Genomic DNA, 25,558 nt, shown 5'->3' on the forward strand with positions numbered 1-25,558 from the left:
CTTTCAATCCATGCGTTTCAGCGCTCGGGCGGGGCGCACCCGCCCGATCAGGCTTACACGAGAGCGGCGCCCTCTTTGAAGGCCTGCGCATCGGCGGCCAGAAGCATCTCGTTATGCGGCTTGCCCGAGGGAATCATCGGGAAGCAGTTCTCGTGCTTCTCGACAAGGCAGTCGAACAGGACCGGACCGTCATGGTTCAGCATTTCCATGATCGCGTCATCGAGATCGGCCGGATCATGGCACTGGATGCCCTTCCAGCCAAAGGCCTCGGCCAGCTTCACGAAATCGGGCAGGCTTTCGGACCAGCTCGAGGAATAGCGCTCGCCATGCAGCAATTCCTGCCACTGGCGGACCATGCCGAGCCGTTCATTGTTGAGGATGAACTGCTTCACCGGTGCGCGGAACTGGGTCGCGGTGCCCATCTCCTGCATATTCATCAGCCACGAGGCTTCGCCCGCCACGTTGATCACCAGTGCCTCGGGGTGCGCGATCTGCACGCCGATCGAGGCGGGGAAGCCGTAGCCCATCGTCCCCAGACCACCGGAGGTCATCCAGCGATGGGGTTCGTCGAAATGCAGATATTGCGCGGCCCACATCTGGTGCTGGCCCACCTCGGTGGTGATGTAGCGGTCACGACCGGCGGTCAGGGCCTGCAGACGCTCGAGCGCGTATTGCGGCTTGATGGTCTTTTCCGAGTTCGTATAGGCGAGGCAGCGCACGGCGCGCCACTCGTTGACCTGTTTGTGCCATTCGGCAATGGCCTCTTTGTTGGTCTTGCGGCCACGCGCTTTCCAGACCTTGAGGACGTCTTCCAGAATATGGCCCACATCGCCCACGATCGGCAGATGCACGGGGATGATCTTGTTGATCGAGGAGGGGTCGATATCGATATGGACCTTGGTCGACCCCGGCGAGAAATCGGCCACGCGACCAGTGATCCGGTCATCGAAGCGCGCGCCCACATTGATCATCAGGTCGCAATCATGCATCGCCAGATTGGCCTCGTAGAGGCCATGCATCCCCAGCATCCCGAGCCAGTTCTTGCCCGAGGCGGGATAGGCACCGAGGCCCATCAGCGTGGAGGTGATCGGGAAATCGGTGCCATCGACCAGCTCGCGCAGCAATTGCGACGCGGCCGAGCCCGAATTGATTACACCGCCGCCGGTATAGAAGACGGGCTTCTTGGCGTTTTCGATCAGCTCGACGAGCTTGGTGATCGCCTCGATATCGCCTTTCACCTTGGGTGTATAATGGCTCACATCCACCTGTTTCGGCTCGGAATAGGTGCCGAGAGCGAACTGCACGTCTTTCGGCAGATCCACCAGCACCGGCCCCGGACGGCCCGAGGTCGCCACGTGGAAGGCCTCGTGCAGGGTGGCGGCCAGCTCCTCGGTCTCTTTCACCAGCCAGTTATGTTTGGTGCAGGGACGGGTAATGCCCACGGTGTCGGCTTCCTGGAACCCGTCGGTGCCGATCAGGAAGGTCGGCACCTGACCCGACAGCACGACCAGCGGAATGGAATCGAGCAGCGCATCGGTCAGGCCGGTGACCGCATTCGTGGCCCCGGGGCCTGAGGTGACCAGCACAACGCCCGGTTTGCCGGTCGAGCGCGCATAGCCTTCGGCCATATGAACAGCGGCCTGCTCATGGCGGACAAGGATATGGCGAATGTCGTTTTGCTGGAAAATCTCGTCATAGATCGGCAGGACAGCGCCACCCGGATAGCCGAAGATTACTTCGACACCCTGATCCTTGAGCGCCTGAACCACCAATTTCGCGCCAGTCATCTGCCGTGACATCGCATACTCCATCCATTGCCCGTGATCGGGCCCGTTCCAATCCAACCCAGTGTGTCGATATGAAAAAGCCCCCGACCTGTGGCGGGGGCGCATGGGAACCATCATGGTCTAACCGTCACCGGCCCATGCGCTTCCTTCTAATGACGACGAGGAGCGAGTTCATCGCTAATCCTTTCACTGTGGTTGGCGGCACATTATGTCGCACCGTCCGGCCCGTCAATCGCAAAATCCGAAATAATATGATTTCAATCGGCCAAATTATAACTTTTTATTGCGCTGAAATCCTATAAAGCTGGAATAATCGCAAAACCGTGAGAGGTTTTGCAGTGTTCATCCGCCGGATTCGGAAATTTACCGGCGGGGCAGGCTTAAATGGGTTCACATCCGCGCGAGACATGGTAAGCGAGGCCGGATCGGTAAATCTTCATGGTTTTTGAGTTCCAGACTGCGGTAAATCTGCAAAGTGGTCAATTAATCTCACCAGATTGAGGCAATTGTCTTGACCAAGCGGCGCCGTTTGGACGAAGAAATATGTCATCATGTGGTCCTGCCCATCGGGACCTGATGTGAGGGAGGGAAATTATGGGCGCCTTACTGGCGTTTGCGCGGGTCATTGACCGCGTGAATGAGTTCATCGGAAAATCCGTCTCATGGCTTATCCTGCTGGCGATCCTCGTCAGCGCGGTCAATGCCGTGGTGCGCAAGGTCTTCAGCATCTCGTCCAACGCGTGGCTCGAGCTGCAATGGTATCTCTTCGGGGCGGCCTTCCTGCTGGCCGCAGCCTATACGCTGCAGAAGAACGAGCATATTCGTATCGACATCCTCTACGGCGCGCTGAAACGGCGCACGCAGAACTGGATCGATCTGTTCGGGCATGTGGTCTTCCTGCTGCCCTTCACCTTGCTCATGCTCTATTTCCTCTATCCCTATGTCATGCTCTCGCTGCGCTCGGGCGAGGTCTCGACCAATGCGGGCGGCCTGATCCTGTGGCCTGCGAAGATGCTGCTGCTGGTGGGGTTCATCCTGCTTTTCGCGCAGAACATCTCCGAGATCATCAAGAAGATCGCCATCCTGCGCGGGCTGATCGAGGATCCGCATGCGGGCCAGCCGGCGCATGGCGATATGTCCGATGAACCCGTCGTGAAAGAGGAGGCTCTGTGATGTTGATGGAGCTGATCGCGCAGAACCTTGCGCCCATCATGTTCGCCTCGCTGGTGATCTTCCTGCTTTTGGGCTATCCGGTGGCCTTCTCGCTGGCGGCCAATGGTCTTTTGTTCTTTGTCATCGGGGTGTTTCTGGCACCGATGTCGGGTGGCTCGATCCATCTCAGCTGGCCCTTGCTCAACGCGATGCCGGAGCGGATGTGGGGGGTCCTGTCAAACGAGACCCTGCTCGCCATTCCTTTCTTCACTTTCATGGGGCTGATGCTGGAGAAATCCGGTATGGCCGAGGATCTTCTGGATACGATCGGCCAGCTCTTCGGCCCCGTGCGCGGTGGTCTGGCCTATGCCGTGGTCATCGTGGGCGCGCTGCTGGCGGCGACCACCGGCGTGGTTGCGGCCTCGGTGATCGCGATGGGGCTGATCTCGCTGCCGATCATGCTGCGCTACGGCTATGACCGCAAGATCGCCTCTGGCGTGATCACGGCTTCCGGCACTCTGGCGCAGATCATCCCGCCCTCGCTGGTGCTGATCATCCTCGCCGACCAGCTGGGCCGGTCCGTGGGCGATATGTATAAGGGCGCACTGATCCCCGGTATGATCCTGATGGGGCTCTATCTGGGCTATGTCTTCGTCGTATCGATCATCCGCCCGAACGCCATGCCCGCACTGCCGAAAGAGGCGCGCACATTGGGCTCGGGCGTGACTTCGCTGATCGTGGTGCTGGCGATTGCGGTCGCGGTTTTCTATGGCGCCGACCTCTATCTGGCGGCGAACCATCCGGCCAATGACGCAGGTATTCTCGCGGTCTTCGCCGCCGTAATCGTGGCCTATGTCATCGCGCTGGCCGATCGCGGGTTGAAGACCAATCTGATGAGCCGTCTGGCCCAACAGGTGGTGATCGTGTTGATCCCGCCGCTGGCGCTGATCTTCCTCGTGCTCGGCACGATCTTCCTCGGGGTGGCGACGCCCACCGAGGGCGGGGCGATGGGCGCGGTTGGCGCGCTGATCCTTGCGGCGATGAAGGGGCGGCTGAAATTCGATGTGGTGCGCGACGCGCTGACCGCCACCACACGCCTCTCGGCCTTCGTTATGTTCATCCTGCTGGGCGCGCGAGTTTTTTCGCTGACCTTCTACGGGGTGAACGGGCATCTGTGGGTCGAACATCTGCTGACCTCGCTGCCGGGGGGACAGATCGGCTTCCTGCTGGTGGTCTCGGTTCTGGTCTTCTTCCTCGCCTTCTTCCTCGATTTCTTCGAGCTGGCCTTCATCATCGTGCCGCTCCTGGCACCGGCGGCGGAAGCCATGGGGATCGACCTGATCTGGTTCGGGGTGATCCTGGGCGTCAACATGCAGACCTCCTTCATGCACCCGCCCTTCGGTTTCGCGCTGTTCTTCCTGCGCTCGGTGGCACCCAAAGTGCCCTATCTGGACCGTATCACCGGCAAGACGATCGCGCCCGTGAAGACCTCGCAGATCTATTGGGGGGCAGTGCCCTTCCTCTTCATCCAGATCGCGATGATCGGGCTGGTGATCGCCTTCCCGCAGATGGTCATGCACTACAAGGGCCCGACCATCGATCCGGCGAGCATCGAGATGAAGCTGCCCGATATGCCGGGTCTGGGCGGGATCGGCGGCGGTCTTGCACCGCTGGGCGGCGCCCCCTCGGGTGGCGCGGGGTCGAATCCGCTGGGTCTGCCGCCATTGGGCATGCCCGGTGCGCCAACCGGCCAACCGGCCCAGCCGCCGCAGGGCGGAGATGCCAGTCTGGGCATTCCCGCACCCGCAGGGCTTGGCGGACTGAACTGAGCGACACAGTCAAGGAAACGGCGGCCCTCGGGCCGCCGTTTCCATATCGTCCCCTCCGCTGCCGGGGCGGGCGGGCTATCCGTTGATCGGGATCGGCTGCCGCCGCGTCCCGACCCGTTGCGCCGGAGCCATGGTCTGATCCGCTCTTGTTCCGCGCCGTCCGATCGGGCCTAGTGGGGGAGAACAGGATCGCGAGGAGAGAGATATGCTGGAACGGATGAGGATCGGATTTGTCGGCGGGCGCGGAATGCTTGGCCATGCTATGGTATTGGGGCTCCTGAAGGCAGGCATGCCCGCCGCAAATCTGACAATCTTCAGCCGCAGCGACAGGCCGCTCCCTGCGGTATTCGAGGGGGTCGGGCTGTCGCAGGAACTCGGGGAGATCAGCGATCTATGCGATATAGCCGTGCTGGTGCTGCCCCCGGCCGAGGCAGGAGCGCTGCGGATCCGGTTCGAGGGGCGGCTGGTGGTTTCGGTGATGGCGGGGGTGGATTTTTCCCGGCTTGGCCGCATCGCACCGGGCGCGCAGCTGGCGCGGGCCATGTCGAGCCCCGCCGCCTCCGGTGGGCTGGCCTATTCGCCATGGGTCGCGCAAGAGGAGCCTACCTCCGATATGGTCGTGCAGATCGAAACGATGTTCGGCGCGCTCGGCCAGTGCGACAGGTTGGAGCGCGAGGAGGATCTTGCGCTTTTCACGGCGATGACAGGCCCCGTGCCGGGTTTTGTGGCGCTGTTTGCGGAATATATGCAGGACTATCTGGAAGAGCACGGTATTGCGCCGGAGACCGCAGATCGGGCCACGCGCCAGCTGTTTCTGGGGGCGGGGCAGCTGCTGTCTTCCGAGGCACCGCGGGCCGCGCAACATGTGCAGGGCATGATCGATTATGATGGCACGACAGCCGCCGGATTGCGGGTCATGCGCGAGAGCGAGATCCGCGAGGACATCTTTGCGGGGCTCGATGCGGCAGCGCAAAAGGCGCGCGAGATCGGGGGCTGACGGTAGCAGGCGTTTGCCTGTCGGGGCAACACCAATGAAAAAGGGCGCGACGAGGTCGCGCCCGTTTTCATTGCGGAGAGGCCGAGGCCCGTCCCTAGTTCTTGGCGTCGTCCTTTGCGGCCTCGGCTTGCGCGGCAGGTTTTGCTGCCGTTTCGGTCTGCGGGGAGGCCGCTGCCGGCTTGGGAGCCTCGGCCTTTACCGTCTCGACCTTTGCGGGCTCGGCCTTTGCGGGCTCCGTCTTCGCGAGGTCGGGCTTGAGCTCTGCCGGTTTGCTTTCCACGGCTTTCGGTGCCGCGGGTGCTGCGGGCGACGGGGCGGGGGCGGCAGACGTTGCCACAGGGGCCGATGCGGCTTTGGTGGCCGATTTGGGCTTGGTTGCGCGCGGCTTGCGGGCAGGGGCCGCGGCCTTTTTCGGCTCTTCCGATTTGGTCACGGCCGCAGTTGCGGCGGCTGCCGCCGGTTTGCGGGCGCGGGCCTTGCGCGCGCCCATCGGTGTCACACCGCTATTGACCTTCACCTCGCGCGAAAGCTCCTCGTCGGAGGCGTGATCGTCAATGAATTCCAGCACCAGCGGGCGGATATTGTTGCGCCATGCCCCACCGGCAAAGATGCCGTAATGGCCCGCTTTGGGTTCCAGATGCTGCTGCTTCATGCTGTCGGGCAGACCAGTGCACAGATCGAGGGCTGCCACACACTGGCCGGGGGCGGAGATATCGTCCTTCTCACCTTCGACGGTTTTCACCGCGACCGTGGTGATCTTGCCGATATCGATCTTCTTGCCTTTGATGGTGAAATTGTTCTGCGCGATCTCCAGACCCTTGAAGATACGCTCCACCGTCGAGAGATAGAACTCGGCGGTCATGTCCATGACCGAGAGATACTCGTCATAGAAGCGGTTGTGGCGGTCGCGCTCGGCGGGGCCGTCCTTGGCATCGTTCATGATCTTGTCGAGGAAGGCTTTGGCATGGGTCTCGGCATTCATCGAGATGAAAGAGGCCAGCTGCATCAGGCCCGGATAGACCATGCGGCCCACACCCTTGTAGCGGTAGCCCACACGCTGGATCACCATCTGCTCGAGCTGGCCCATCGTGATGCGGCGCCCGAAATCGGTCACTTCGGTGGCGGCGGCATCGGGGTCGATCGGGCCGCCGATCAGGGTCAGCGTGCGCGGCTGGGCCTTGGGGTCCTCTTCCGCCAGATAGGCGGTGGCGGCCAGCGCCAGCGGTGCCGGCTGACAGACCGCGATGACGTTGATATCGGGGCCTAGTTCGCGCATAAAATCGACGAGATAGAGCGTATAGTCCTCGACGTCGAACTTGCCCTCGCTCACCGGAATGTCGCGGGCATTCTTCCAGTCGGTCACATAGACCTCGGCATCGGGGAGAAGCGAGATCACTGTCGAGCGCATCAGCGTCGCATAATGGCCCGACATCGGGGCCACGAGCAGGATACGGCGGGGCATCTTGTCACGGCCCTGCACGTTGAAATGGATCAGCGAGCCGAAGGCCTTGTCCATGATAGTATCGACTTCGACCATATGGTCCCGCCCGTCGGCGGCGGCGATGGCGCGGATGCCCCAATCGGGTTTCATCACCATGCGCGAGAAGCTGCGCTCGGTCACCGCCCCCCATGATTCGAGCATGCGGTAAGCGGGGTTCGGGGACAGGCCGAAGACAGGGTAGGACGCCATCGCGCGCGCAGAGGCGCCGATCCATTCATTGGTGTTCCTGATGCTCTCCATCAGATCGTAGCTATAGATGCCTTTCATCGCGTCGCTCCTTTGGCCGACCAGTCCGGACATTTCACACGCTTGAGGTGAAAATCTGCTGAATGCCCGCTTTACCGTAGAGAAGAGAAGTCTATGGTTGAGAAAAAGATAGGAGGAGCGCGAGGTCATGACAACAGGGGAGACACAGGTTTCTGCTGCATCGCAGAAAATGCAGGAGAATCTGGCAAGAATAGAACAGCTTTCGCAACGTCTGGTCGAAGCTTTGGGCCGCAGACGTATGCCGAACCCTTCTCTGGAGGGGCCGGGCGTCGATCTTTATATGTCGACCACTGCCGCCGTCATGAAGGAGCTATCCGATAAACCGGCGCAAATCCTTGAAGCCCAAGTGAAATACTGGGGCGATGCAATGAGCCACTATATTCAGGCGACCCATGCGCTGGCGACTCAGGGGTTCCGCCCGCCCGAGGATACCGGCCCCGAGGACAAGCGTTTCTCCAACCCGCTCTGGGCCACCCATCCCTATTTCAACTTCGTCAAACAGCAATATATGATCGCCTCGCGCGCCATAGACGAGGCTACGGATGCGCTCCCCGGACTGGCCGAAAAGGACCGTAAGCGACTGAAATATTTCACCAAGCAACTGGTGGACATGATGGCGCCCACGAATTTCTTCGCCACCAATCCCGATGCGCTCGAACGCGCGATCGAGACCGAGGGCGAGAGCCTCGTGCAGGGGCTCGAAAACCTCGTGCGCGATGTCGAACAGAATCAGGGCGATCTTCTGGTGACACTGGCCGACCGCACGGCCTTCGAGGTCGGGCGCAATCTGGCCACGACCGAGGGCAAAGTGGTCTATCGCTGCCGGATGTTCGAGCTGATCCAGTACACGCCCAAAACCGAAAAGGTCTATCGCACGCCGCTGCTGATCTTCCCGCCTTGGATCAACAAGTTCTACATCCTCGATATGAAGGAGCAGAACAGCTTTATCCGGTTTGCAGTCGAGCAGGGCTTCACGGTTTTTGTGGTCAGCTGGAAAAACCCCGATGCGAGCTATGCCGATGTGGGCTTCGAAACCTATATCGAGAGCTATCTGGATGCCATCGAACAGGTGAAATCCGAGACCGGCGTGGCCAAGATCAATGCCATCGGTTATTGCATCGCGGGCACCACGCTCAGCCTGACACTGGCGCTGATGAAAAAGCGGCGCGACCATTCCATCAATTGTGCGACCTTCTTCACCACGCTCACCGATTTCTCGGATCAGGGCGAGTTCGTGTCCTTCCTGCAGGATGATTTCGTGGACGGGCTGGAGGTGCAATGCCGCGTGGACGGGGTGCTTTCGAGCTACTTCATGTCGCGCACCTTCTCCTTCCTGCGCTCGAACGACCTGATCTGGCGTCCCGCGATCCGCAGCTACATGATGGGCGAGGCGCCGCCTGCCTTCGATCTGCTTTACTGGAACGGGGACGCCACCAATCTTCCGGGCAAGATGGCGATGGAATATCTGCGCGGCCTGTGCCAGCAGAACCTCTTTGCCGAGGACTGCTTCACCCTGATGGGCGAGGAGCTGAAACTGTCGGATGTGACGGTGCCGCTGATGGCGATTGCCTGCGAGACCGATCACATCGCGCCGTGGAAGGCGTCCTTCAAAGGAATTTCGCAAATGGGCTCGAAGGATAAAGAGTTCATCATGGCGCAATCGGGCCATATCGCGGGGATCGTGAATCCGCCCAGCAAGCAGAAATACGGCCATTATACCTCGTCCGCGCCGATCGAGGATGCCGATGAGTGGCTGGCGGCGGCAGAGTTCCACGAGGGCACATGGTGGCCGCGATGGGCCGAATGGCTGGCCGCGCAATCGGGTCGTGAGGTTGCCGCACGCATTCCGGGCGAGGGCGGGCATCAGATTCTGGGCGAGGCGCCCGGCAGCTATGTGCGCGAAACCATCGTGCTATGAGTGATCCGGCCCCGAGGGGCCGGATCCGTTTGTGCTTTACGCTGTGTAAAATTTCTGCAACGCGGCACAAAACACTTGATTTGCTGCAGTGCAGCATATATCGTTGATTGTAGCGAATAGGGCCGCGCAGACCGAACCACTGGCCCTTCTATCAAGAATGGAGCATCTACGATGGCCGCAACTACCCAAGACTTCACCAAGATCATGCAAGATATGATGTCCTCGATGCCGATGGACATGTCGAAGTTCCAAGAGGGCTTCAAAGCGCAGGCGGCCTTCTCCGAGAAAATGTCCAAAGTGGCTCTGGATGCCGCAGAGAAATCGACCGAGATCTCTGCCAAATGGACCAAAGAGACGCTTGCCAAGATGGGCGACATGACGGCCACCAAATCCGAGCCGGCTGATTACGCAAAAGCGATGAGCGATTTCGCTTCCGCTTCGGCCGAGATCGCTTCGGAAAATATCTCGGCTTTCGCAGAAGTTGCAAAGAAAGTTCAGATGGAAACCGTCGAGCTGATGCTGGCCGCAGGCAAGGATTTCTCGGAGGATGCGACCGCCGCCATGAAGTCGGCAACCTCCTCGACCGCAGCTGCCGCGAAGAAAACCACCGCAGCCGCGACGAAGTAATCTCTTCCTCCCGGATCTCTGACAGCATCCTCCCAGTCAGGGAACGGATCTGGGGCGGGCTTCGGCTCGCCCCTTTCTTATTGATTTCGTGACATTTGCGCCTCATGATGGCCACTCACTCGATATCCTGGGGAGGATCATCATGGCCGATGCGGAAAAGCCTCTTTTAATCAAACGCTACGCAAGTCGGCGTCTCTACAATACCGAGACGAGCGATTATGTGACGCTTGAAGATATCGCCCGCTTCATTCGCGATGGCCGCGAAGTGCAGATCGTGGATCTGAAATCGGGCGACGATCTGACCCGCCAATATCTGCTGCAGATCATCGCCGAGCATGAAAGCCGTGGCGAGAATGTTCTGCCGGTGGATGTGCTGACCGATCTTGTGCGCTCCTATGCCACTTCGGCGCAGAGCGTTGTGCCGCAGTTTCTGGCCGCAAGTTTCGATATGCTGCGTCAGGGCCAGTCCCAGATGATGGAGAATATGGGCCGGATGCCGATTGCCTCCGTGCCCGGGTTCGACGCGCTCCAGAAACAGCAGCAAGCCTTCTTGCAGACGATGATGGGCGGTTGGCCCAAAGCGTCATCGGGTCCCGAGCGCGAGGCGCCTGCCGCCTCCGAGGATCGCGAGGAGCTGGAGAAGATCAAGAAACAGCTTGCAGAGCTGCAATCGAAGCTCTCCAAGCTCTGATCATCGCAGCCCCAATCCGTGCAGCACGATGCGCAGCGCGGCCTTGGGCAGGATCACCAGACAGGGGCCCGTCATCTTTAAGGTGACGGGCCCTGTTACCTTATTCGAAGTGCCGATCATCCCCACTGGATCGAGCCGCACCCCATCGAGAGGGTATTGCAATCCGGTCGAAGAGCCGTCGCAGGGCCCCAGAGGATAGAGCGAGAGCCGCATACCAACGGGCAGATCAAGCCGCATCTCGGGCGGGGCGCTGAAAATGATGTCGCTCGCATCGAGCAGCAGGATGGGCCGTTCGGGAAACCGGACCAGAACCGAAAGAGCCGCAAGCGTGTGATCGACCCGCCGGCCGGTGAAGCCAAGCCCCAGATAGAAGGGCGCACAGGTCAACCGCAGCGCTTTCTCGAAATCGACGCTATCTTGTTCGGCGACATGGTGGATGCGGTCGGGAGCGATTCTGTTGCGGGCCTGCGCGGACAGGCTGTCGAGATCGCCGATTACCGCTTCGGGCATCAGATCCAGCGCCATCGCCTTATTTGCGCCACCATCCGCGGCCACCAAATGTGGCGCGAATTCCAGAGCTTGGTAAACGTCTTGAGTGTCGATTTCGCCGCCACCCATGAGCGTAATACCGGTTTTTCTTGATAATACCGGTGTTTCTGTCATCAAATAGCCCTGTGTGATGGTCCCGATTGGGCCCTGAATAGGTAAAATTCCTTGTAATTGCCATTATTCGTTCACTGAATGGCACCAATTTCGAAACATGGTTAGCCGAACGGAAGTCCAAAGAGGCGAGCATAATGGTCGGTGCAAATAAGATTCTGACGGTATCTTACGGAACGTTCTCCTGCACGCTGGAGGGCTTCGACGAACCGTTCCAGACGATGCAGGCGATTGCGGAATATTTCCGCGATCTCGCGGCCGAGGACCGCTATTTCGGCGCCGAACCTCCCCAGCCTGATGCGGAGATGCTGCACCGGATTGCCGAGCGCGAAATCCAGCGCCGTGTGGAAGCAAAAATCCAGAAAAACGGCGTGATCCTGCGCGCCTCAGATGAGACGCCCAAGCTCGATCTGACCTCCAAGATCGCGGCCCCTGTCGCGGCTTCTGTCGCGGAGCCGGTCTCCGAGCCTGCCAAGGATGCGCGTCCGCAGTCTGCGCCCCCTGCGCCGACGGATGACAGTGTCGCGGCCAAACTGGCGCGCATCCGCGAGGTTGTGGCGCGCTCCAAAGCCGAAGCGACCAAGCCCGCGCCGACGCCGGAATTCCTGGAGGATCTGTCCGGTGCACCCGAAGCCCAGAATTTCGGCGGGAATGGCGGGTTTGGCGAGGCGCTGGATATTTCCGGTCCTGTCTCGGATGACGAGCTGAAGGCTATGGCTGAAAGCGACGAGGTCTCGCCTGACGTGCTCGCGGCCGAGGCAGAGGCCAAAGCCGCCGCAGAGGACGCTGCGCGTCAGGCAGAGCTTGCAGCTAAGGAAGAAGCTGAGCGTAAGGCCAAGGAAGAGGCGGAGCGCGCCGAGGCAGAGGCCAAAGCCGCCGCTGAGGACGCTGCGCGTCAGGCAGAGCGTGCCGCCGAGGAAGAAGCCGAGCGTAAGGCCAAGGAAGAGGCGGAGCGCGCCGAGGCAGAGGCCAAAGCCGCCGCAGAGGACCCTGCGCGTCAGGCAGAGCTTGCAGCTAAGGAAGAAGCCGAGCGCAAGGCCAAGAAGGAGGCTGAACGCGCTGAAGCGGAAGCCAAGGCCGCAGCCGAGGAAGCCGCGCGTCAGGCAGAGCTTGCCGCCGAGGAAGAGGCTGAGCGTAAGGCCAAGCAAGAGGCGGAGCAGGCGGCCGAGAACGAGGCGCTTTCTGCCGAGCTGGCGGCGCTGGAGGAGACCGCGGAAGATGCGGAGCACTCCTCCGAGATCGCGCAAGCCGAGAGCCCCGAGGAAGCGTCCGAGGCGGCCCCGCGTCCGGTGCGTCCGGCACTGCGGGCCCGTGTTATCAAGGTCCGGCGTGTCCAGCCAGCGGTTGAGGCTCCGGTGGCAGAGCGTCCTGTTGTGCCGACCAACGATCTGCCCGGCGCTGACCTGTCGCCCGAGGATGAAGAGGATCTGCTGAAGGCGCTGGCGGAGCTGGATATCGACGAGCCCGCGTCTGTTGGGCAAGCGGAGGCGCAAGTAGAGATCGCCCCCGAGAGAGGCGCCGATGAGAGTGATGCGGCGATCGCCGATCTTCTGGCGGCGGAAGAGCCCGAGACGCAAGAGCCCATCGCCGAGGAGCCTGCTCGTGAGGCGGCCGAACCCGATGCAGAGGAGGCGGTCGAATCGCCCAAGGCGGAGCCGGCACCCGAAGTCGGGACGATGGAGCCGTCTGCGGCGGACCCCGCCGCGCCGGTCGCGCCGCGCCGGGGTCCGAGCCTGACCGACATCCTGCGCCGTCGCCGCACCGAAGAGCCCGTGCGGACCGATGCACCTGCAAAAGACGCCGCGTCCGCTGCGGAGCCCGCGCAAGCGGAGGTCACACCGCCAGAGACCGCGAAGAAGGCCACCAGCGAAGCCGATGTCTCGCGTCTGATGAAAGAGGCGGATAACCAGCTGGCAGGACGGGATAATCGCCGCCGGCTCTCGGCTATTGCGCATCTGAAGGCTGCGGTTGCCGCGACCGTGGCCGAGCGCCGTCTGAAAGGCGAGAAAGCCGAGCCCGACGAGACCAAGGCCTATCGCGAAGATCTGGATCGTGCCGTGCGTCCGCGCCGTCCGGTGGCGGGGGAAGAGCGGGACAGCCGTCCCGAACTGACCAGCCCCGCGCAACCCAAAGAGGATGCAAGCCGCGACGCGCCGTTGGTGCTGGTGTCCGAGCAACGGGTGGATGAGGACATTTCGGCGGCGATCATCGAGGAGGCCGTGCGTCCGCGCAGGGTCACCACCTCGGAGATTGCGCAGCAGATCGACGAGGCCGCCGAGGAGATCGAGGAGATGCATACCGCGGCCGCGACCAGCTTTGCCGAATTCGCCGAGCAGGCGGGCACGCGTGGGCTGGCCGATCTTCTGGAGGCCGCCGCCGCCTATACCGCGCAGATCGAACAGCAGCCGCATTTCACCGCGCCGCAGATCATGCGCAAGGTGACGGCGCTGGAAGAGGGGGCGGGCTATTCGCGCGAGGACCGGATGCGCAGCTTTGGCAAGCTGCTGCGTCAGGGCAAGATCAACAAGATCAATCGCGGGCAATATGTGGTGTCCGAGCAATCGCGCTTCTTCGAAGAGAAAAGTGCCTGAGCGGAGCGCAAATGTCTCTAGCCGAAATGAAAACAGCCGCCAGATCTCTGGCGGCTGTTTTTACTTGCTTTGGTCGGGATCGCTCCGGCCAACCCCCATGAAGACCGGCCTGCAAGGCCAGATCCATGCCACACCGAGCGCGATATAGAGCGCGAGTTCGGCCGGGAGGGGCAGGCGCCCGACGCGGGCTTCGAGCCAGTTGGCCAAGGTCACCGCAACCACGATATAGACCGGCAGGCCGAGAACCAGCACCAGAATCGCCAGCCTGCGCCGCGTCTTCCAGCTGAGGCCACGCCCTGCCATTGCCATCAATCCGCGAAGGGGTCGGTGACGAGGATCGTGTCGTCGCGCTCGGGCGAAGTCGACAGGAGTGCCACCGGGCAGTCGATCAGCTCTTCGATGCGGCGGACATATTTGATCGCCGCAGCAGGAAGCTCGGCCCAGCTGCGCGCACCTTCGGTCGACTCGCTCCAGCCTTCGATCTCTTCATAGATGGGCGTGCAGCGCGCCTGCTTGTCGGAGGCGGTCGGCAGATAGTCCAGACGCTCGCCATCAAGCTCGTAGCCCGTGCAGATCTTGATCGTCTCGAACCCGTCGAGCACGTCGAGCTTGGTCAGTGCGATACCGTTCACGCCAGAGACCGAGCAGGTCTGGCGCACGAGGGTCGCATCGAACCAGCCACAGCGGCGCTTGCGGCCGGTGACGACGCCGAACTCGTGACCGCGGGTCCCGAGACGCTCGCCATCATCGTCTTTCAGCTCGGTCGGGAAGGGGCCTTCGCCGACGCGGGTGGTATAGGCTTTCACGATGCCCAGCACGAAATCGATCGAGCCCGGACCGATGCCGACGCCGGTTGCCGCCTGACCTGCGATCACGTTGGACGAGGTGACGAAGGGATAGGTGCCGAAATCGATATCCAAGAGCGAACCCTGTGCGCCCTCGAAGAGGATACGCTTGCCGGCCTTGCGCTTCTCGGCCAGCACCTTCCAGACGGGGGCTGCATATTTCAGGATCTCGGGGGCGACCTCATTGAGCTTCGCGATCAGCGCATCCTTGTCGATGGCCTCGAGGCCCAGACCGGCGCGCAGCGCGTTATGGTGCACGAGGGCACGGTCCACGCGCAGTTCCAGCGTTGCGGGATCTGCGAGATCCGCCACGCGGATCACGCGACGGCCAACCTTGTCCTCATAGGCGGGACCGATGCCGCGACCGGTGGTGCCGATCTTGGCAACCGATGTTTGCGCCTCGCGGGCACGGTCCAGCTCGCCATGGAACGGCAGGATGAGCGGCGTGTTCTCGGCGATCATCAGGGTCTCGGGCGAGATATCCACACCCTGTTCGCGGATCTTCTCGATCTCGCCCAGAAGATGCCACGGATCAAGCACGACACCATTGCCGATGATCGACAGCTTACCGCCGCGCACGACGCCCGAAGGCAGCGCGTTCAGCTTGTAAACCTTGCCGTCGATGACAAGCGTGTGGCCGGCATTATGCCCGCCCTGAAAACGTGCGATGACGTCGGCCCGTTCCGACAGCCAATCTACAATCTTGCCTTTCCCCTCGTCACCCCACTGGGCACCGACGACGACGACATTGGCCATGAGACTCTCCTTGGCGCTTCGAAAAACCTTGGGCGGTATACAGAAGCGATGCCTCGGGGGGAACCGATTTCTTGGCAAAACCGGCGGGAATACGATGAAAAATCGCCCGCGCTCCCACAGGCCCCTATATATAGGGTATCTGCACCCTGTTTCGCGGCGTGAAGATGCGCGGGATAAGGGGTTGCACGAAGGGCGGCATATGAATAAGTAGGCGCAAGCTTTGCAAGAAGGTCCCTCTCCATATGCAGAACATCATCCTTACCGTTCACCTGATCCTCGCGCTGTTGATGATCGGCGTCGTTCTGTTGCAGCGCTCCGAGGGCGGTGGTCTGGGCATGGGCAGCTCCGGTGGTGGCGCGGGCGGTGGTGTGATGACCGGTCGTCAGGCGGCCAACGCGCTGTCGAAGGCGACCTGGGTTCTGGCAGCGGGCTTCCTCATTACCTCGGTGGCGCTGACCGTTCTGGCCGCAAACGAGGCGGGCGAATCCTCGGTTCTTGACCGGATCGGTGTGGGCAATACGACCGCACCGGCCGCGGATGACACCAACACGACCGGCAGCGCGATCCCCGATGTGGATCTGACCCCGCCGCCGGCCACGGACTCGCCGGTAACGCCGCCTGCGGCCCAGTAAACGTGACCTTCAGTGCGCCCCCTCGGGCGCACTAGTTCTTGCGTATCTACGGATAAATTAGTCAACTGCTTGCGGTCCGATTGCGGGCTGACCGCGAATCATGTAAGCATCAAATCCCGTGATCCCGAAGCCATTGGCCTCGGGAATGTTTATAATTTTTGTCAGGTCCGATGCTGGACCGGCAGACCCAAGCAAACTCACGGGGGCTTTCATGGCACGTTATGTCTTCATCACCGGCGGTGTGGTGTCTTCTCTGGGGAAGGGGCTGGCATCGGCGGCGCTGGGGGCTTTGCTGCAAGCTCGCGGCTTTTCGGTGCGACTGCGCAAACTCGACCCCTATCTGAATGTCGATCCGGGCACGATGAGCCCGTTCGAACATGGCGAGGTTTTTGTCACCGATGATGGTGCGGAAACCGATCTGGACCTCGGTCACTACGAGCGTTTCACCGGTGTTCCGGCGCGCAAGACGGATTCGGTCTCTTCGGGCCGTATCTATTCGGACGTGCTCGAGAAGGAACGCCGTGGTGAATATCTGGGCAAGACCATTCAGGTCGTCCCGCATGTGACCAACGGTATCAAGGATTTCCTCGCCGTCGGCGATGACGAGGTCGATTTCATGCTCTGCGAGATCGGCGGCACGGTCGGCGATATCGAGGGGCTGCCCTTCTTCGAAGCGATCCGTCAGTTCGCGCAGGAACGTCCGCGCGGGCAGTGTATCTTCATGCACCTGACCCTGCTGCCCTATCTGGCAGCATCGGGCGAGCTGAAAACCAAGCCTACCCAGCACTCGGTCAAGGAGCTGCGCTCCATCGGGCTGCAGCCGGATGTGCTCGTCTGCCGCTCCGAGCAGCCAATCCCCGAGAAAGAGCGCGCGAAGATCGCGCTGTTCTGTAATGTCCGCCCCGATGCGGTCATTCCGGCCTATGACCTGAAGACGATCTACGAGGCACCCCTGGCCTATCACCGCGTGGGTCTGGATCAGGCGGTTCTGGACGCGTTCGGCATCTCGCCCGCGCCCAAGCCCGATCTGTCGCGTTGGGAAGACGTGATGGACCGGATGGATAATGCCGAAGGCGAGGTCAAGGTGGCCATCGTCGGTAAATATGTCCAGCTCGAAGATGCCTACAAGTCCATCGCCGAGGCGCTGACCCATGGCGGCATGGCCAATCGCGTGAAGGTCAAGGCCGAGTGGATCGATGCCGAGCAGTTCGAGAAGGAAGATCCCGCGACCTTCCTTGGCGAGTATAACGCGATCCTCGTGCCGGGTGGCTTTGGCGAGCGTGGCACCGAGGGCAAGATCCGTGCGGCGCAATTCGCCCGCGAGAAGAAGATCCCCTATCTGGGGATCTGCCTTGGTATGCAGATGGCGGTGATCGAGGCCGCGCGTAACCTTGCGGGGATCGAGGATGCGGGCTCGGAAGAGTTCGATCACGAGGCGGGCAAGCGCCGGTTCGAGCCGGTGGTCTATCACCTCAAGGAATGGATCCAGGGCAACCACCGCGTCGAGCGCAAGGTCAGCGATGACAAGGGCGGCACGATGCGTCTGGGTGCCTATTCTGCCGTGCTGAAAGCCGATTCGAATGTAGCCGCTGTCTATGGCACCACCGAAATCGAAGAGCGCCACCGTCACCGCTATGAGGTCGATGGCCGCTACCGCGAGAAGCTTGAGGAATGCGGTCTGGTATTCTCGGGCATGTCGCCCGACAACCGCCTGCCCGAGATCGTCGAGCATAAGGACCACCCGTGGTTCATCGGTGTGCAGTTCCACCCCGAGCTGAAGTCGAAACCCTTCGCGCCGCACCCGCTCTTCTCGGGCTTTGTGAAAGCCGCGAAAGAGCAAAGCCGGTTGGTATAAGAAAAGGGGCCCTCGGGCCCCTTTTCATTTGGCGGTCTACAAACGCTTCTGTGCGGCCATTTGCATATTTCTTCCGCGTCTTTCGGGTGCATCAGGCGAAACCATGATCTAGCGTAACGGATTTCTGGGCGGATTTCTGGTCGGGTGCCCGGATCGGGCATATGATTGATCGGGCATGCTATCTGACACCCGAACCGGAGGCTGACATGACGACCATTACGGTTTTTCTGGCTATTCTTGGTGCGGTCCTTCTGGGCGCAATGAGCCCGGGGCCGAGTTTTGTCCTGATTTCCCGCCTGTCCCTCGCGAATTCCCGACGAAGCGGTATGGCCGCTGCGATCGGTATGGGGGCGGGAGGGGCCGTGTTTTCCGTTCTCGCTCTGGTCGGGTTGATCGCACTTCTGCAGCAGGTTGAATGGCTTTACTGGGGACTGAAGGTCTGTGGCGGAACCTATCTGGTCTTCCTTGGCCTGAAAATCTGGAGGCATTCGCGAAGCGTTATGGTTATGGCGGGGACGGATAGCTTGCAGATGCCGGGAGCCGCTAAAGCAAAGAGACAGGATTTTGGGAGTTTCGGTCTGGGCTTTGTGACGCAAATGGCCAATCCCAAGACTGCTATCGTCTATGCCAGTATCTTTGCGGCGATGTTGCCGGAGAACCCTGAACGGATGCTCATTTTCGCGCTTCCGGTCGCGGTGTTTGTTGTTGAGGCGGGATGGTATGGGCTGGTCGCGCTTGTCTTTTCGGCGCCGGGGCCGCAGCAGACCTATCTGCGGAGCAAGCGCTGGTTCGACAGGGCGGCGGGAACCGTGCTGGCGCTTCTCGGGCTGCGCCTGATCGTCGAGGAGATGCGCTAGGCCGCTGCGGCGCTCGTTTGCGGCTAGGGCGGGGGCCGATTTGCATCGGGGCATCGAGCCCCGCCACAAATCGAAAAGGGGCGCGGTGCGCCCCTTTTGTCTTAGCCCATCCGTTCCGAGGCATAAGAGCCCGGAGAAGCGGGGAAGACCACGGTTTTATTGCCATTGATGAAGGCGCGGTGGTGGATATGGGCATGGATCGCGCGCGAGAGCACCTGCGCTTCGACATCGCGTCCCAGCGACACATAATCCGCCGCCGATTGCGCATGGGTGATGCGCACCGTATCCTGCTCGATGATCGGGCCTTCATCGAGATCGGCCGTCACATAATGGGCCGTTGCCCCGATCAGTTTCACGCCCCGCTCATAGGCCTGTTTATAGGGGTTGGCACCCTTGAACGACGGCAGGAAGGAGTGGTGGATATTGATGATCCGGCCTGACATCTTCTGGCAGAGATCATCCGAGAGGACCTGCATGTAACGCGCGAGCACGATGAGGTCGGTGCCGGTCTCCTCGACCAGCGCCAGCAAGCGGGCCTCGGCTTGCGGCTTGTTCTCCTTGGTGACCTTGATGTGGTGGAAGGGGATGTCGTAATTGACCACGACCTTCTGGTAATCGAAATGGTTCGAGACCACTCCGACGATATCCACGGGCAGCGCGCCGATGCGCCAGCGGTAGAGGATGTCGTTGAGGCAATGGCCGAAACGCGACACCATCAGCATCACCTTCACACGCTCGGAGGGGTCGTGGAATTTCCAGGCCATGGCGAAGGGAGCGGCCACCGGATCGAAGCTCGCCGAGATATCCTCAAGCGCCATCCCACCCTCGCTGCGGAAGGTTACGCGCATGAAGAACTGCCCGGTGAGCGCATCGTCATATTGCTGAGCGTCGATGATATTACACGATTTTTCAGCCAGATAGGTGGTGACGGCGGCGACAATGCCGCGGGCTGTCGGGCATTGGACGGTCAGCACATAGGTCTGTTCGGCGCTCGGTTCGGCGGTTTTTTCGGGGGCGGTCATCGGAGATCCTCTCGCATGGCTGTTGCCATGACCTTCATCCGAACCGCCATTCCCTTCGCGGTGGTTTGCGACAGCCTGACGGGAAAAGGCGACGCAGGCTGGAGACATTCTCCAAAAGAAACGCCCGAAGCGCGGGCTTCGGGCGGGATCTGTCAGGTCTGTTTTCCGGTCAGATCTGCTTTTCCGGCAGTTGGACCACGAGGCCATCAAGCGCCTCGGTGACCGTGATCTGGCAGGTCAGGCGCGAGGTTTCGGGGTCGGGCTGATAAGCGAAATCGAGCATGTCCTCTTCCATGCTGTCCTTGGGCGTCAGCTTCTCGACCCATTCCTTGGCCACATAGACATGGCAGGTCGAGCAGGCGCAGGCGCCGCCGCAATCGGCATCGATGCCGGGCACGCCATTGTCGCGTGCGCCTTCCATCACGGTCAGGCCGGGTTTGACATCGATTTCGTGTTTCGTGCCGTTATGTTCGATATAGGTAATTTTTGCCATGGCTGTTTCCGCGCGCGCCCCGAAGTTTGCTTTGGTGTGTCTGGTGCTTCTGGTGTAGGGCAAGAGGGCGGGCTTGACCAGTGCATGCGGGCGCGCTTTGGTGCACAAGATCGGATGGATACCGGATGGCGTTGATGGGAAGATTTCTGGCGGGGCTGTGCACGCTTGCGCTCTTGGGGGGCTGCATGGATGGCGAGCGCCAGATTGCCCCGCGCGACGATGCAGAGATTCCACTGACGCTTGCCAATGAGTGGCGCGAGACGCCGCCCGACCCGAAGGCTGCGGGCTGCTATGCCCGTCAGACAAGCCCTGCGGTGGTGGAAACCGTCACCGAGCAGCGGCTGGTGAGCCCCGAGATCCGCGACCCGAAGACCGGCCAGATCACGCAGGCCGCCACATATCATACCGAAACCCGCCACGAGATCGTCACCGCCCGTGGCACACGCTGGTTTGCCGCGCCCTGTCCGCCGGTCTTCACGCAGGATTTCGTAGTGATGCTGCAGCGCGCGCTGGCGGCGCGCGGCTATTATCATGGCGGGTTGTCGGGGGTGCTCGATACGCCCACGGGGCAGGCGATCCATGCCTATCAGAAGGCGCGTGGGCTCTACAGCGCAACGCTTTCCACACGGGCAGCACAGGAGCTTGGCCTGACCATCTGGTCCGACCAGACAGCGCCGACATCCTCGGCCACGCCAGGCGTGGCATCGCCCTATCCGGGGCAGATGGGACCGAATTGACCTGAGCCCAACGAGAAAGGGCGCCCCGTGGGGCGCCCTCCGGTTCTTGGCAGAGGCGGTGTTACTTCACCGGAAGAGCCACGAAGCGCGGCGCCCCCTCACGACGGATCAGCAGAAGGATCGACTTGCGCCCCTCGTCGGTGGCTTTCTTGATACGGTCCTGAAGCTCGGCAACCGTGGTCACATCCTCCTGACCCGCCTGCGCGATCACATCGCCCGGACGCAGCCCCTTGTCGAAGGCGTCCGATTCCTCATCGATATCGCCGATCACCAGACCTTTGGCATCCGAGGACAGGTCCAGCTGGCCGCGCAGATCGTCATCGAGCGGCTGGATGGTCATCCCGAGCACGGTATCCGAGGTTTCGTCAGGTGCCTGCGCGGCTGCGGGGATCGGCTGCGCCTCTGACGTCTCGCGGCGGCCCAGCGTCACCATCAGGGTCTGTTCCTTGCCATCGCGCAGCACGACAACCTGCACCTTCTGGCCGATCGGCGCCCGCGCCACGCGGCGGACCAGATCGCGAGTATCGGCCACTTCGCCACCATCGAATTTGACGATCACGTCACCCGATTTCATGCCGGCATCCTTGGCCGGTCCATCCGGCACATCCGAGACCAGCGCGCCCTTGGTCGAGGACAGGTTGAGCGCCTCGCTCATATCCGAGGAGACATCCTGGATCTGGACGCCGAGCCAGCCGCGGCGGGTCTCGCCATATTCCTTCAACTGGGAGACGACATTCTGGACGACATTCGAGGCCATCGAGAAGCCGATCCCGATCGAGCCGCCATTGGGCGACAGGATCGCGGTATTGACGCCGATCACCTCGCCGTTCATGTCGAAGAGCGGGCCGCCGGAGTTGCCGCGGTTGATAGCGGCGTCGGTCTGGATGTAATCGTCATAGGTGCCCGACAGCTCGCGGTTGCGCGCCGAGACGATCCCTGCCGAGGCCGAGAAGTTCTGGCCGAGCGGGTTGCCCATCGCCATCACCCAATCGCCGACCCGCATCTTGTCGCTATCGCCGAAGGGCACATGGGGCAGGGGCTTGTCGGTCTCGACCTTGAGGAGTGCAATATCGGTCTTCGGGTCGGTGCCGACCAGTTTGGCGGTCTTGGTCGTGCCATCGAAGAAAGCGACCGAGATATCGTCGGCATTCTCGATGACGTGGTTATTGGTGACGATATAGCCGTCTTCCGAGATCACGAAGCCCGAGCCGAGGGCCTTGGAGTGATGTGGCTTCGACGGGCTTTGCTGGCCCTGATCGGGGAAGCCGAAATCGCGGAACAGATCATCGAAGGGGCTGCCTTCGGGGAACATCGGGTTGTTCTGGGTGGGGGTCGAGACGGTCATCGAGGTGGTGATCATCACGACCGAAGGCGAGACCTTCTGGGCCAGATCGGCAAAGCTTGCGGGGGCGGCTTCCGCAAAGACGGGTGTCGCGTGGATCGGGCCCATTGCGAGCGCTGCGGCGATGGCTGCGGCACCGACGGCGCCACGAAGGCTACGGCTGCTGCGTTTGGCGGACAGGAAGGCGGGTGTCTGGATTGTCATGCTCTCTCTTGCTCCGAAGATGCGGGTGGCCGGCACCTTTCGGCTTCCGACCTCGGTGACACGATTTAAGAACGCCACAACGGAAATCACAAATGAAAGCCCCGTCGCGACGGGACAATTGGCTGTGAAACGCCGGTGACCACCAATCTGCCAGAGATGTGATTTGGCACAAGGGGGTTCGTGAGGCGTTTGTTACCCAAGCTTAACCCATTCCGGGTGGTCTCCCGTTCATGGTCATTGGTCTATATCGCGAGAAGCCAAGGAACGGTAGACATATCTCATGCGTCCCGGAATTGCCCGGAGGCACGGGTGCCCCAAGAGGCTGCCGCGACACTGCCGGGCTGCAACGGGTCGATAATACGCCGGTTGCGCTTGCAGGTCAGGAGCGGGCAACATCAGCCGACGGTCAGGCTTGTCCTTCTTGCCAGAGCCGATCATGTCCGCAGGACGAAACCGCTGGCGGATAGTTTCGTCGGCGCGCGGATCGGTCTGCGAACGGGGCAGGCTACCATCCCATGCCCACCGACATGTGGCAGATCTGTCCGCGCTCGGGCCGGTGCGACCTCGGAGAGGATAAGGAAAAAGGCAGGCGGATCGCCTGCCTTTCCGGTTTTCACTTGGCCAAAATGCGCTTGGGCCAAAACGCTACGGGGCCTGTGTGTTATGGGCCTGCGTGTTACGGGGCCTGCGTGCTGCCTGTCGCAGGGGGGCTCCCCGCAGAGGCCGTCGTGCCAGCGTCGGTTGCCGCGCTTGTCCCGAGCGATTTCAGGAAGCGGTCATAGTCGAAATAGAGACTATCCGGCTTAACCACGATCCGCGAACTGTCGGATTTCAGCGCCTTGGCATAGAAATCGAGCTGGCGCGTAAAGGCGAAGAAGGACGGGTCCTTGGAATAGGCATCGGCATAGATCTTGTTGGCCTGTGCCTGTGCCTCACCGCGCACGATCTCGGCCTGACGCTGCGCATCCGAGGTCAGCTCGGTGCGGGTCCGGTCGGCGCTGGCACGGATCCGCTGAGCGGCCTCGTTACCACGCGCGATCTCGTCCGCCGCTTCCCGCTCACGCTCGGCGCGCATACGGGCATAGGTCGCCTCGAGGTTCTGGTCGGGCAGGTCGGTGCGGGTCAGACGCACGTCGATCACCTCGACGCCCAGATCCTTGGCTTCCTCGCGGGCCTGATCGCGGATCTTCACCATCAGCCCGATCCGGTCATCGGACAGAACGGCGGTGGAGGGCACGCCGCCCAGCACTTCGCGGATCTGCGCGGTGATGATGTTATCGAGCTGCTGCTGTGCCCAAGGCTCGCCACGGCCACGGGTAGCGGTGTGGAATTTCACTACATCGGTAATGCGCCAGCGGGCAAAAGCATCCACCACGAGGCGGCGGTCATCGAGCGGTGTGACCTCCAGCGGGCGGGTGGTCAGTGACAGGATACGGTCCTCATAGGTGCGCACGGTCTGCACGAAGGGGATCTTGAAGCCGAGGCCCGGCGTCGTCTTGATCTCTTTTACCTGACCGAATTGCAGCACCAGTGCCTGTTCGCGTTCGTCCACGACGAAGAGCGAGCTGAGCCCGAGCGCGCCGACGATCACGACGGCGGGGATTGCGAGAGCGAGTTTCTGCATCAGTTCGACCCCCCGTTGGACGTAGTGGAGCTGGTATCGGAAGTGGCTGCGCGTTTCATGTCGGGCAGGGGCAGATAGGGCACAACGCCCTGACCGCCATCCGGCTCGTCGATGATGACCTTGTCGACGCCGCCCAGCACACCTTCCATCGTCTGCAGGAACATCCGGCGTTTGGTCACGTCGGGCGAATTGACATATTCGTTATAGACCGAGGTAAAGCGTGCGGCCTGACCTTCAGCCTCGTTCACCGTGCGCGCACGGTAGGCCTCGGCCTCTTCCTTCAGCTGGGCGGCCTGACCACGCGCCTGTGCGGTCACGCGGTTGGCGTAGGCATCGGCCTCGTTGGTCAGACGGTCACGCTCCTGTTGCGCGGCTTGAACCTGCCGGAAGCTGTCGATGACCTCCTGCGGCGGGTCGGCCTTGTTGAAGTTCACACGGATGATGTGGATACCCGAGTTATAACTATCAAGTGTGCCTTGGATCGCGCCTTCCAACGTCGAGCGGATCGCGCCACGGTCACGGTTGAGCACGGGCGCCAGTTCCGAGCGCGCGATGATGTCGCGCATGGCCGATTCGGCGACAGCGCGGATCGATTCCTGCGCATCGGCAAGGTTGAACAGGTATTTCGCCGGATCATTGATGTTCCAGACGACCTGAAACTGGATGTCGACGATATTCTGGTCGCCGGTCAGCATCAGGCCGGTATCGTTGGAGCCTGCACGCCCCATCCCGATATCGACGGTCTGTTCCAGATCGACGGGCAGGATTTCGTGGGTGACGATCGGCCATGGTGCGAAATTCAGACCGGCGGTCTTGGTGGCCGAGTATTTGCCCAGCGTCATCTCGACCGCTTCCTCGCCCTGCTGGACGGTATAGAGCGAGGACCAGCCCCACAGCAGAACCGCTCCTGCGACGACGATGCCGCCGATAGCCTTGAAACTGGGGCCGGGGTTCGGGCCGCGCGGGCCGCCAGTGCCACGGCCATTGCCGCCGCGTCCGCCCATCAGCACGCGCAGATGTTCAGAGCCCTTCTTCATGAACTCCTCGATCTCGGGGACATTTTGATCCTTGTTCGGACCGCGCTGTCCGGGGCGTTTGTCGGACCCGTTCGGCTTGTCGCCATTGTCTCCGCCGCCCGTTCCCCAGGGACCTGAATTGCTCATGAGACTCC

The 25,558-nt window shown here is 61.6% G+C and carries 20 protein-coding genes and 1 pseudogene; 11 read left to right on the forward strand and 10 right to left on the reverse strand.

Annotated elements, in window-relative coordinates:
- Positions 1-53: 53 nt before the first annotated feature.
- On the reverse strand, positions 54-1,799 hold the full coding sequence (locus tag WDB91_RS08095) for an acetolactate synthase 3 large subunit (protein ID WP_339112069.1): 1,746 nt from the start codon (positions 1,797-1,799) through the stop codon (positions 54-56).
- Between the two features lie 582 nt (positions 1,800-2,381).
- Between WDB91_RS08095 and WDB91_RS08100 the strand changes: the two genes are divergently transcribed.
- From WDB91_RS08100 to WDB91_RS08110, 3 genes are all read left to right on the forward strand, one after another.
- Complete coding sequence (locus WDB91_RS08100; RefSeq protein WP_339112070.1) at positions 2,382-2,960, forward strand: TRAP transporter small permease subunit; 579 nt, start codon at positions 2,382-2,384, stop codon at positions 2,958-2,960.
- Positions 2,961-2,962: 2 nt separating this feature from the next.
- A complete protein-coding gene (locus WDB91_RS08105; protein ID WP_339114479.1) occupies positions 2,963-4,768 on the forward strand; it encodes a TRAP transporter large permease subunit in 1,806 nt (601 codons plus the stop codon).
- A 205-nt stretch (positions 4,769-4,973) separates the two neighbouring features.
- On the forward strand, positions 4,974-5,765 hold the full coding sequence (locus WDB91_RS08110; protein ID WP_339112071.1) for a pyrroline-5-carboxylate reductase dimerization domain-containing protein: 792 nt from the start codon (positions 4,974-4,976) through the stop codon (positions 5,763-5,765).
- A 541-nt stretch (positions 5,766-6,306) separates the two neighbouring features.
- On the opposite strand, the pseudogene phaZ reads toward WDB91_RS08110, so the two are convergent.
- Positions 6,307-7,533: pseudogene (phaZ, locus tag WDB91_RS08115) on the reverse strand (polyhydroxyalkanoate depolymerase); the annotation flags it as partial.
- 127 nt (positions 7,534-7,660) lie between these two features.
- Here phaZ and phaC point away from each other — a divergent pair.
- From phaC to phaR, 3 genes are all read left to right on the forward strand, one after another.
- The gene (phaC, locus tag WDB91_RS08120) at positions 7,661-9,451 is read left to right on the forward strand and encodes a class I poly(R)-hydroxyalkanoic acid synthase (RefSeq protein ID WP_339112072.1); all 1,791 of its coding nucleotides are present in this window, start codon (positions 7,661-7,663) and stop codon (positions 9,449-9,451) included.
- Between the two features lie 171 nt (positions 9,452-9,622).
- Positions 9,623-10,078: a Phasin gene (locus tag WDB91_RS08125; RefSeq protein ID WP_339112073.1), complete on the forward strand. Its 456-nt coding sequence runs from the start codon at positions 9,623-9,625 to the stop codon at positions 10,076-10,078.
- A gap of 142 nt (positions 10,079-10,220) precedes the next feature.
- On the forward strand, positions 10,221-10,769 hold the full coding sequence (gene phaR, locus WDB91_RS08130) for a polyhydroxyalkanoate synthesis repressor PhaR (protein ID WP_339112074.1): 549 nt from the start codon (positions 10,221-10,223) through the stop codon (positions 10,767-10,769).
- Here the strand turns inward: phaR and WDB91_RS08135 are convergent, their stop codons facing one another.
- Entirely contained in the window at positions 10,770-11,432 is a 663-nt protein-coding gene (locus WDB91_RS08135) for a thiamine diphosphokinase (protein ID WP_339112075.1), read from the reverse strand.
- A 134-nt stretch (positions 11,433-11,566) separates the two neighbouring features.
- Between WDB91_RS08135 and WDB91_RS08140 the strand changes: the two genes are divergently transcribed.
- Entirely contained in the window at positions 11,567-14,020 is a 2,454-nt protein-coding gene (locus WDB91_RS08140; RefSeq protein WP_339112076.1) for a hypothetical protein, read from the forward strand.
- 60 nt (positions 14,021-14,080) lie between these two features.
- On the opposite strand, the gene WDB91_RS08145 is transcribed toward WDB91_RS08140, so the two are convergent.
- Both WDB91_RS08145 and WDB91_RS08150 read right to left on the reverse strand, forming a co-directional pair.
- The gene (locus tag WDB91_RS08145; protein ID WP_339112077.1) at positions 14,081-14,323 is read right to left on the reverse strand and encodes a DUF2842 domain-containing protein; all 243 of its coding nucleotides are present in this window, start codon (positions 14,321-14,323) and stop codon (positions 14,081-14,083) included.
- Between the two features lie 5 nt (positions 14,324-14,328).
- Complete coding sequence (locus WDB91_RS08150) at positions 14,329-15,621, reverse strand: adenylosuccinate synthase (RefSeq protein ID WP_339112078.1); 1,293 nt, start codon at positions 15,619-15,621, stop codon at positions 14,329-14,331.
- 242 nt (positions 15,622-15,863) lie between these two features.
- Here WDB91_RS08150 and secG point away from each other — a divergent pair, with 242 nt between their 5' ends.
- The 3 genes from secG to WDB91_RS08165 all read left to right on the forward strand — a co-directional run bounded on the left by secG (position 15,864) and on the right by WDB91_RS08165 (position 18,965).
- Entirely contained in the window at positions 15,864-16,253 is a 390-nt protein-coding gene (gene secG, locus WDB91_RS08155; protein ID WP_339112079.1) for a preprotein translocase subunit SecG, read from the forward strand.
- A 211-nt stretch (positions 16,254-16,464) separates the two neighbouring features.
- On the forward strand, positions 16,465-18,108 hold the full coding sequence (locus WDB91_RS08160; RefSeq protein WP_339112080.1) for a CTP synthase: 1,644 nt from the start codon (positions 16,465-16,467) through the stop codon (positions 18,106-18,108).
- A 206-nt stretch (positions 18,109-18,314) separates the two neighbouring features.
- On the forward strand, positions 18,315-18,965 hold the full coding sequence (locus tag WDB91_RS08165; protein WP_339112081.1) for a LysE family transporter: 651 nt from the start codon (positions 18,315-18,317) through the stop codon (positions 18,963-18,965).
- 101 nt (positions 18,966-19,066) lie between these two features.
- On the opposite strand, the gene purU is transcribed toward WDB91_RS08165, so the two are convergent.
- Entirely contained in the window at positions 19,067-19,987 is a 921-nt protein-coding gene (gene purU / locus WDB91_RS08170; protein WP_339112082.1) for a formyltetrahydrofolate deformylase, read from the reverse strand.
- 169 nt (positions 19,988-20,156) lie between these two features.
- Positions 20,157-20,480, reverse strand: a complete 324-nt coding sequence (locus tag WDB91_RS08175) for a 2Fe-2S iron-sulfur cluster-binding protein (RefSeq protein ID WP_339112083.1) — start codon at positions 20,478-20,480, stop codon at positions 20,157-20,159.
- A 134-nt stretch (positions 20,481-20,614) separates the two neighbouring features.
- Here WDB91_RS08175 and WDB91_RS08180 point away from each other — a divergent pair, with 134 nt between their 5' ends.
- Positions 20,615-21,217: a peptidoglycan-binding protein gene (locus WDB91_RS08180; protein ID WP_339112084.1), complete on the forward strand. Its 603-nt coding sequence runs from the start codon at positions 20,615-20,617 to the stop codon at positions 21,215-21,217.
- Between the two features lie 61 nt (positions 21,218-21,278).
- Here WDB91_RS08180 and WDB91_RS08185 read toward each other — a convergent pair whose 3' ends face one another.
- The 3 genes from WDB91_RS08185 to hflK all read right to left on the reverse strand — a co-directional run bounded on the left by WDB91_RS08185 (position 21,279) and on the right by hflK (position 25,550).
- Positions 21,279-22,667: a DegQ family serine endoprotease gene (locus tag WDB91_RS08185; protein WP_339114480.1), complete on the reverse strand. Its 1,389-nt coding sequence runs from the start codon at positions 22,665-22,667 to the stop codon at positions 21,279-21,281.
- A gap of 772 nt (positions 22,668-23,439) precedes the next feature.
- A complete protein-coding gene (locus tag WDB91_RS08190; protein ID WP_339112085.1) occupies positions 23,440-24,387 on the reverse strand; it encodes a protease modulator HflC in 948 nt (315 codons plus the stop codon).
- Entirely contained in the window at positions 24,387-25,550 is a 1,164-nt protein-coding gene (gene hflK, locus WDB91_RS08195) for an FtsH protease activity modulator HflK (protein ID WP_339112086.1), read from the reverse strand. Before hflK ends, WDB91_RS08190 begins: the two co-directional genes overlap by 1 nt.
- Positions 25,551-25,558 lie beyond the last annotated feature (8 nt).

It is taken from the genome of Thioclava sp. GXIMD2076 (assembly GCF_037949795.1).
Taxonomy (GTDB): Bacteria; Pseudomonadota; Alphaproteobacteria; order Rhodobacterales; family Rhodobacteraceae; genus Thioclava; species Thioclava kandeliae.

Coding starts and splice junctions, on each gene's coding strand:
- WDB91_RS08095 (WP_339112069.1), bottom strand. CDS start 1,799: ATGTCACGGCAGATGACTGGCGCGAAATTGGTGGTTCAGGCGCTCAAG.
- WDB91_RS08100 (WP_339112070.1), top strand. CDS start 2,382: ATGGGCGCCTTACTGGCGTTTGCGCGGGTCATTGACCGCGTGAATGAG.
- WDB91_RS08110 (WP_339112071.1), top strand. CDS start 4,974: ATGCTGGAACGGATGAGGATCGGATTTGTCGGCGGGCGCGGAATGCTT.
- phaC (WP_339112072.1), top strand. CDS start 7,661: ATGACAACAGGGGAGACACAGGTTTCTGCTGCATCGCAGAAAATGCAG.
- WDB91_RS08125 (WP_339112073.1), top strand. CDS start 9,623: ATGGCCGCAACTACCCAAGACTTCACCAAGATCATGCAAGATATGATG.
- phaR (WP_339112074.1), top strand. CDS start 10,221: ATGGCCGATGCGGAAAAGCCTCTTTTAATCAAACGCTACGCAAGTCGG.
- WDB91_RS08135 (WP_339112075.1), bottom strand. CDS start 11,432: ATGACAGAAACACCGGTATTATCAAGAAAAACCGGTATTACGCTCATG.
- WDB91_RS08140 (WP_339112076.1), top strand. CDS start 11,567: ATGGTCGGTGCAAATAAGATTCTGACGGTATCTTACGGAACGTTCTCC.
- WDB91_RS08145 (WP_339112077.1), bottom strand. CDS start 14,323: ATGGCAGGGCGTGGCCTCAGCTGGAAGACGCGGCGCAGGCTGGCGATT.
- WDB91_RS08150 (WP_339112078.1), bottom strand. CDS start 15,621: ATGGCCAATGTCGTCGTCGTCGGTGCCCAGTGGGGTGACGAGGGGAAA.
- secG (WP_339112079.1), top strand. CDS start 15,864: ATGCAGAACATCATCCTTACCGTTCACCTGATCCTCGCGCTGTTGATG.
- WDB91_RS08160 (WP_339112080.1), top strand. CDS start 16,465: ATGGCACGTTATGTCTTCATCACCGGCGGTGTGGTGTCTTCTCTGGGG.
- WDB91_RS08165 (WP_339112081.1), top strand. CDS start 18,315: ATGACGACCATTACGGTTTTTCTGGCTATTCTTGGTGCGGTCCTTCTG.
- purU (WP_339112082.1), bottom strand. CDS start 19,987: ATGACCGCCCCCGAAAAAACCGCCGAACCGAGCGCCGAACAGACCTAT.
- WDB91_RS08175 (WP_339112083.1), bottom strand. CDS start 20,480: ATGGCAAAAATTACCTATATCGAACATAACGGCACGAAACACGAAATC.
- WDB91_RS08180 (WP_339112084.1), top strand. CDS start 20,615: ATGGGAAGATTTCTGGCGGGGCTGTGCACGCTTGCGCTCTTGGGGGGC.
- WDB91_RS08185 (WP_339114480.1), bottom strand. CDS start 22,667: ATGGGCCCGATCCACGCGACACCCGTCTTTGCGGAAGCCGCCCCCGCA.
- WDB91_RS08190 (WP_339112085.1), bottom strand. CDS start 24,387: ATGCAGAAACTCGCTCTCGCAATCCCCGCCGTCGTGATCGTCGGCGCG.
- hflK (WP_339112086.1), bottom strand. CDS start 25,550: ATGAGCAATTCAGGTCCCTGGGGAACGGGCGGCGGAGACAATGGCGAC.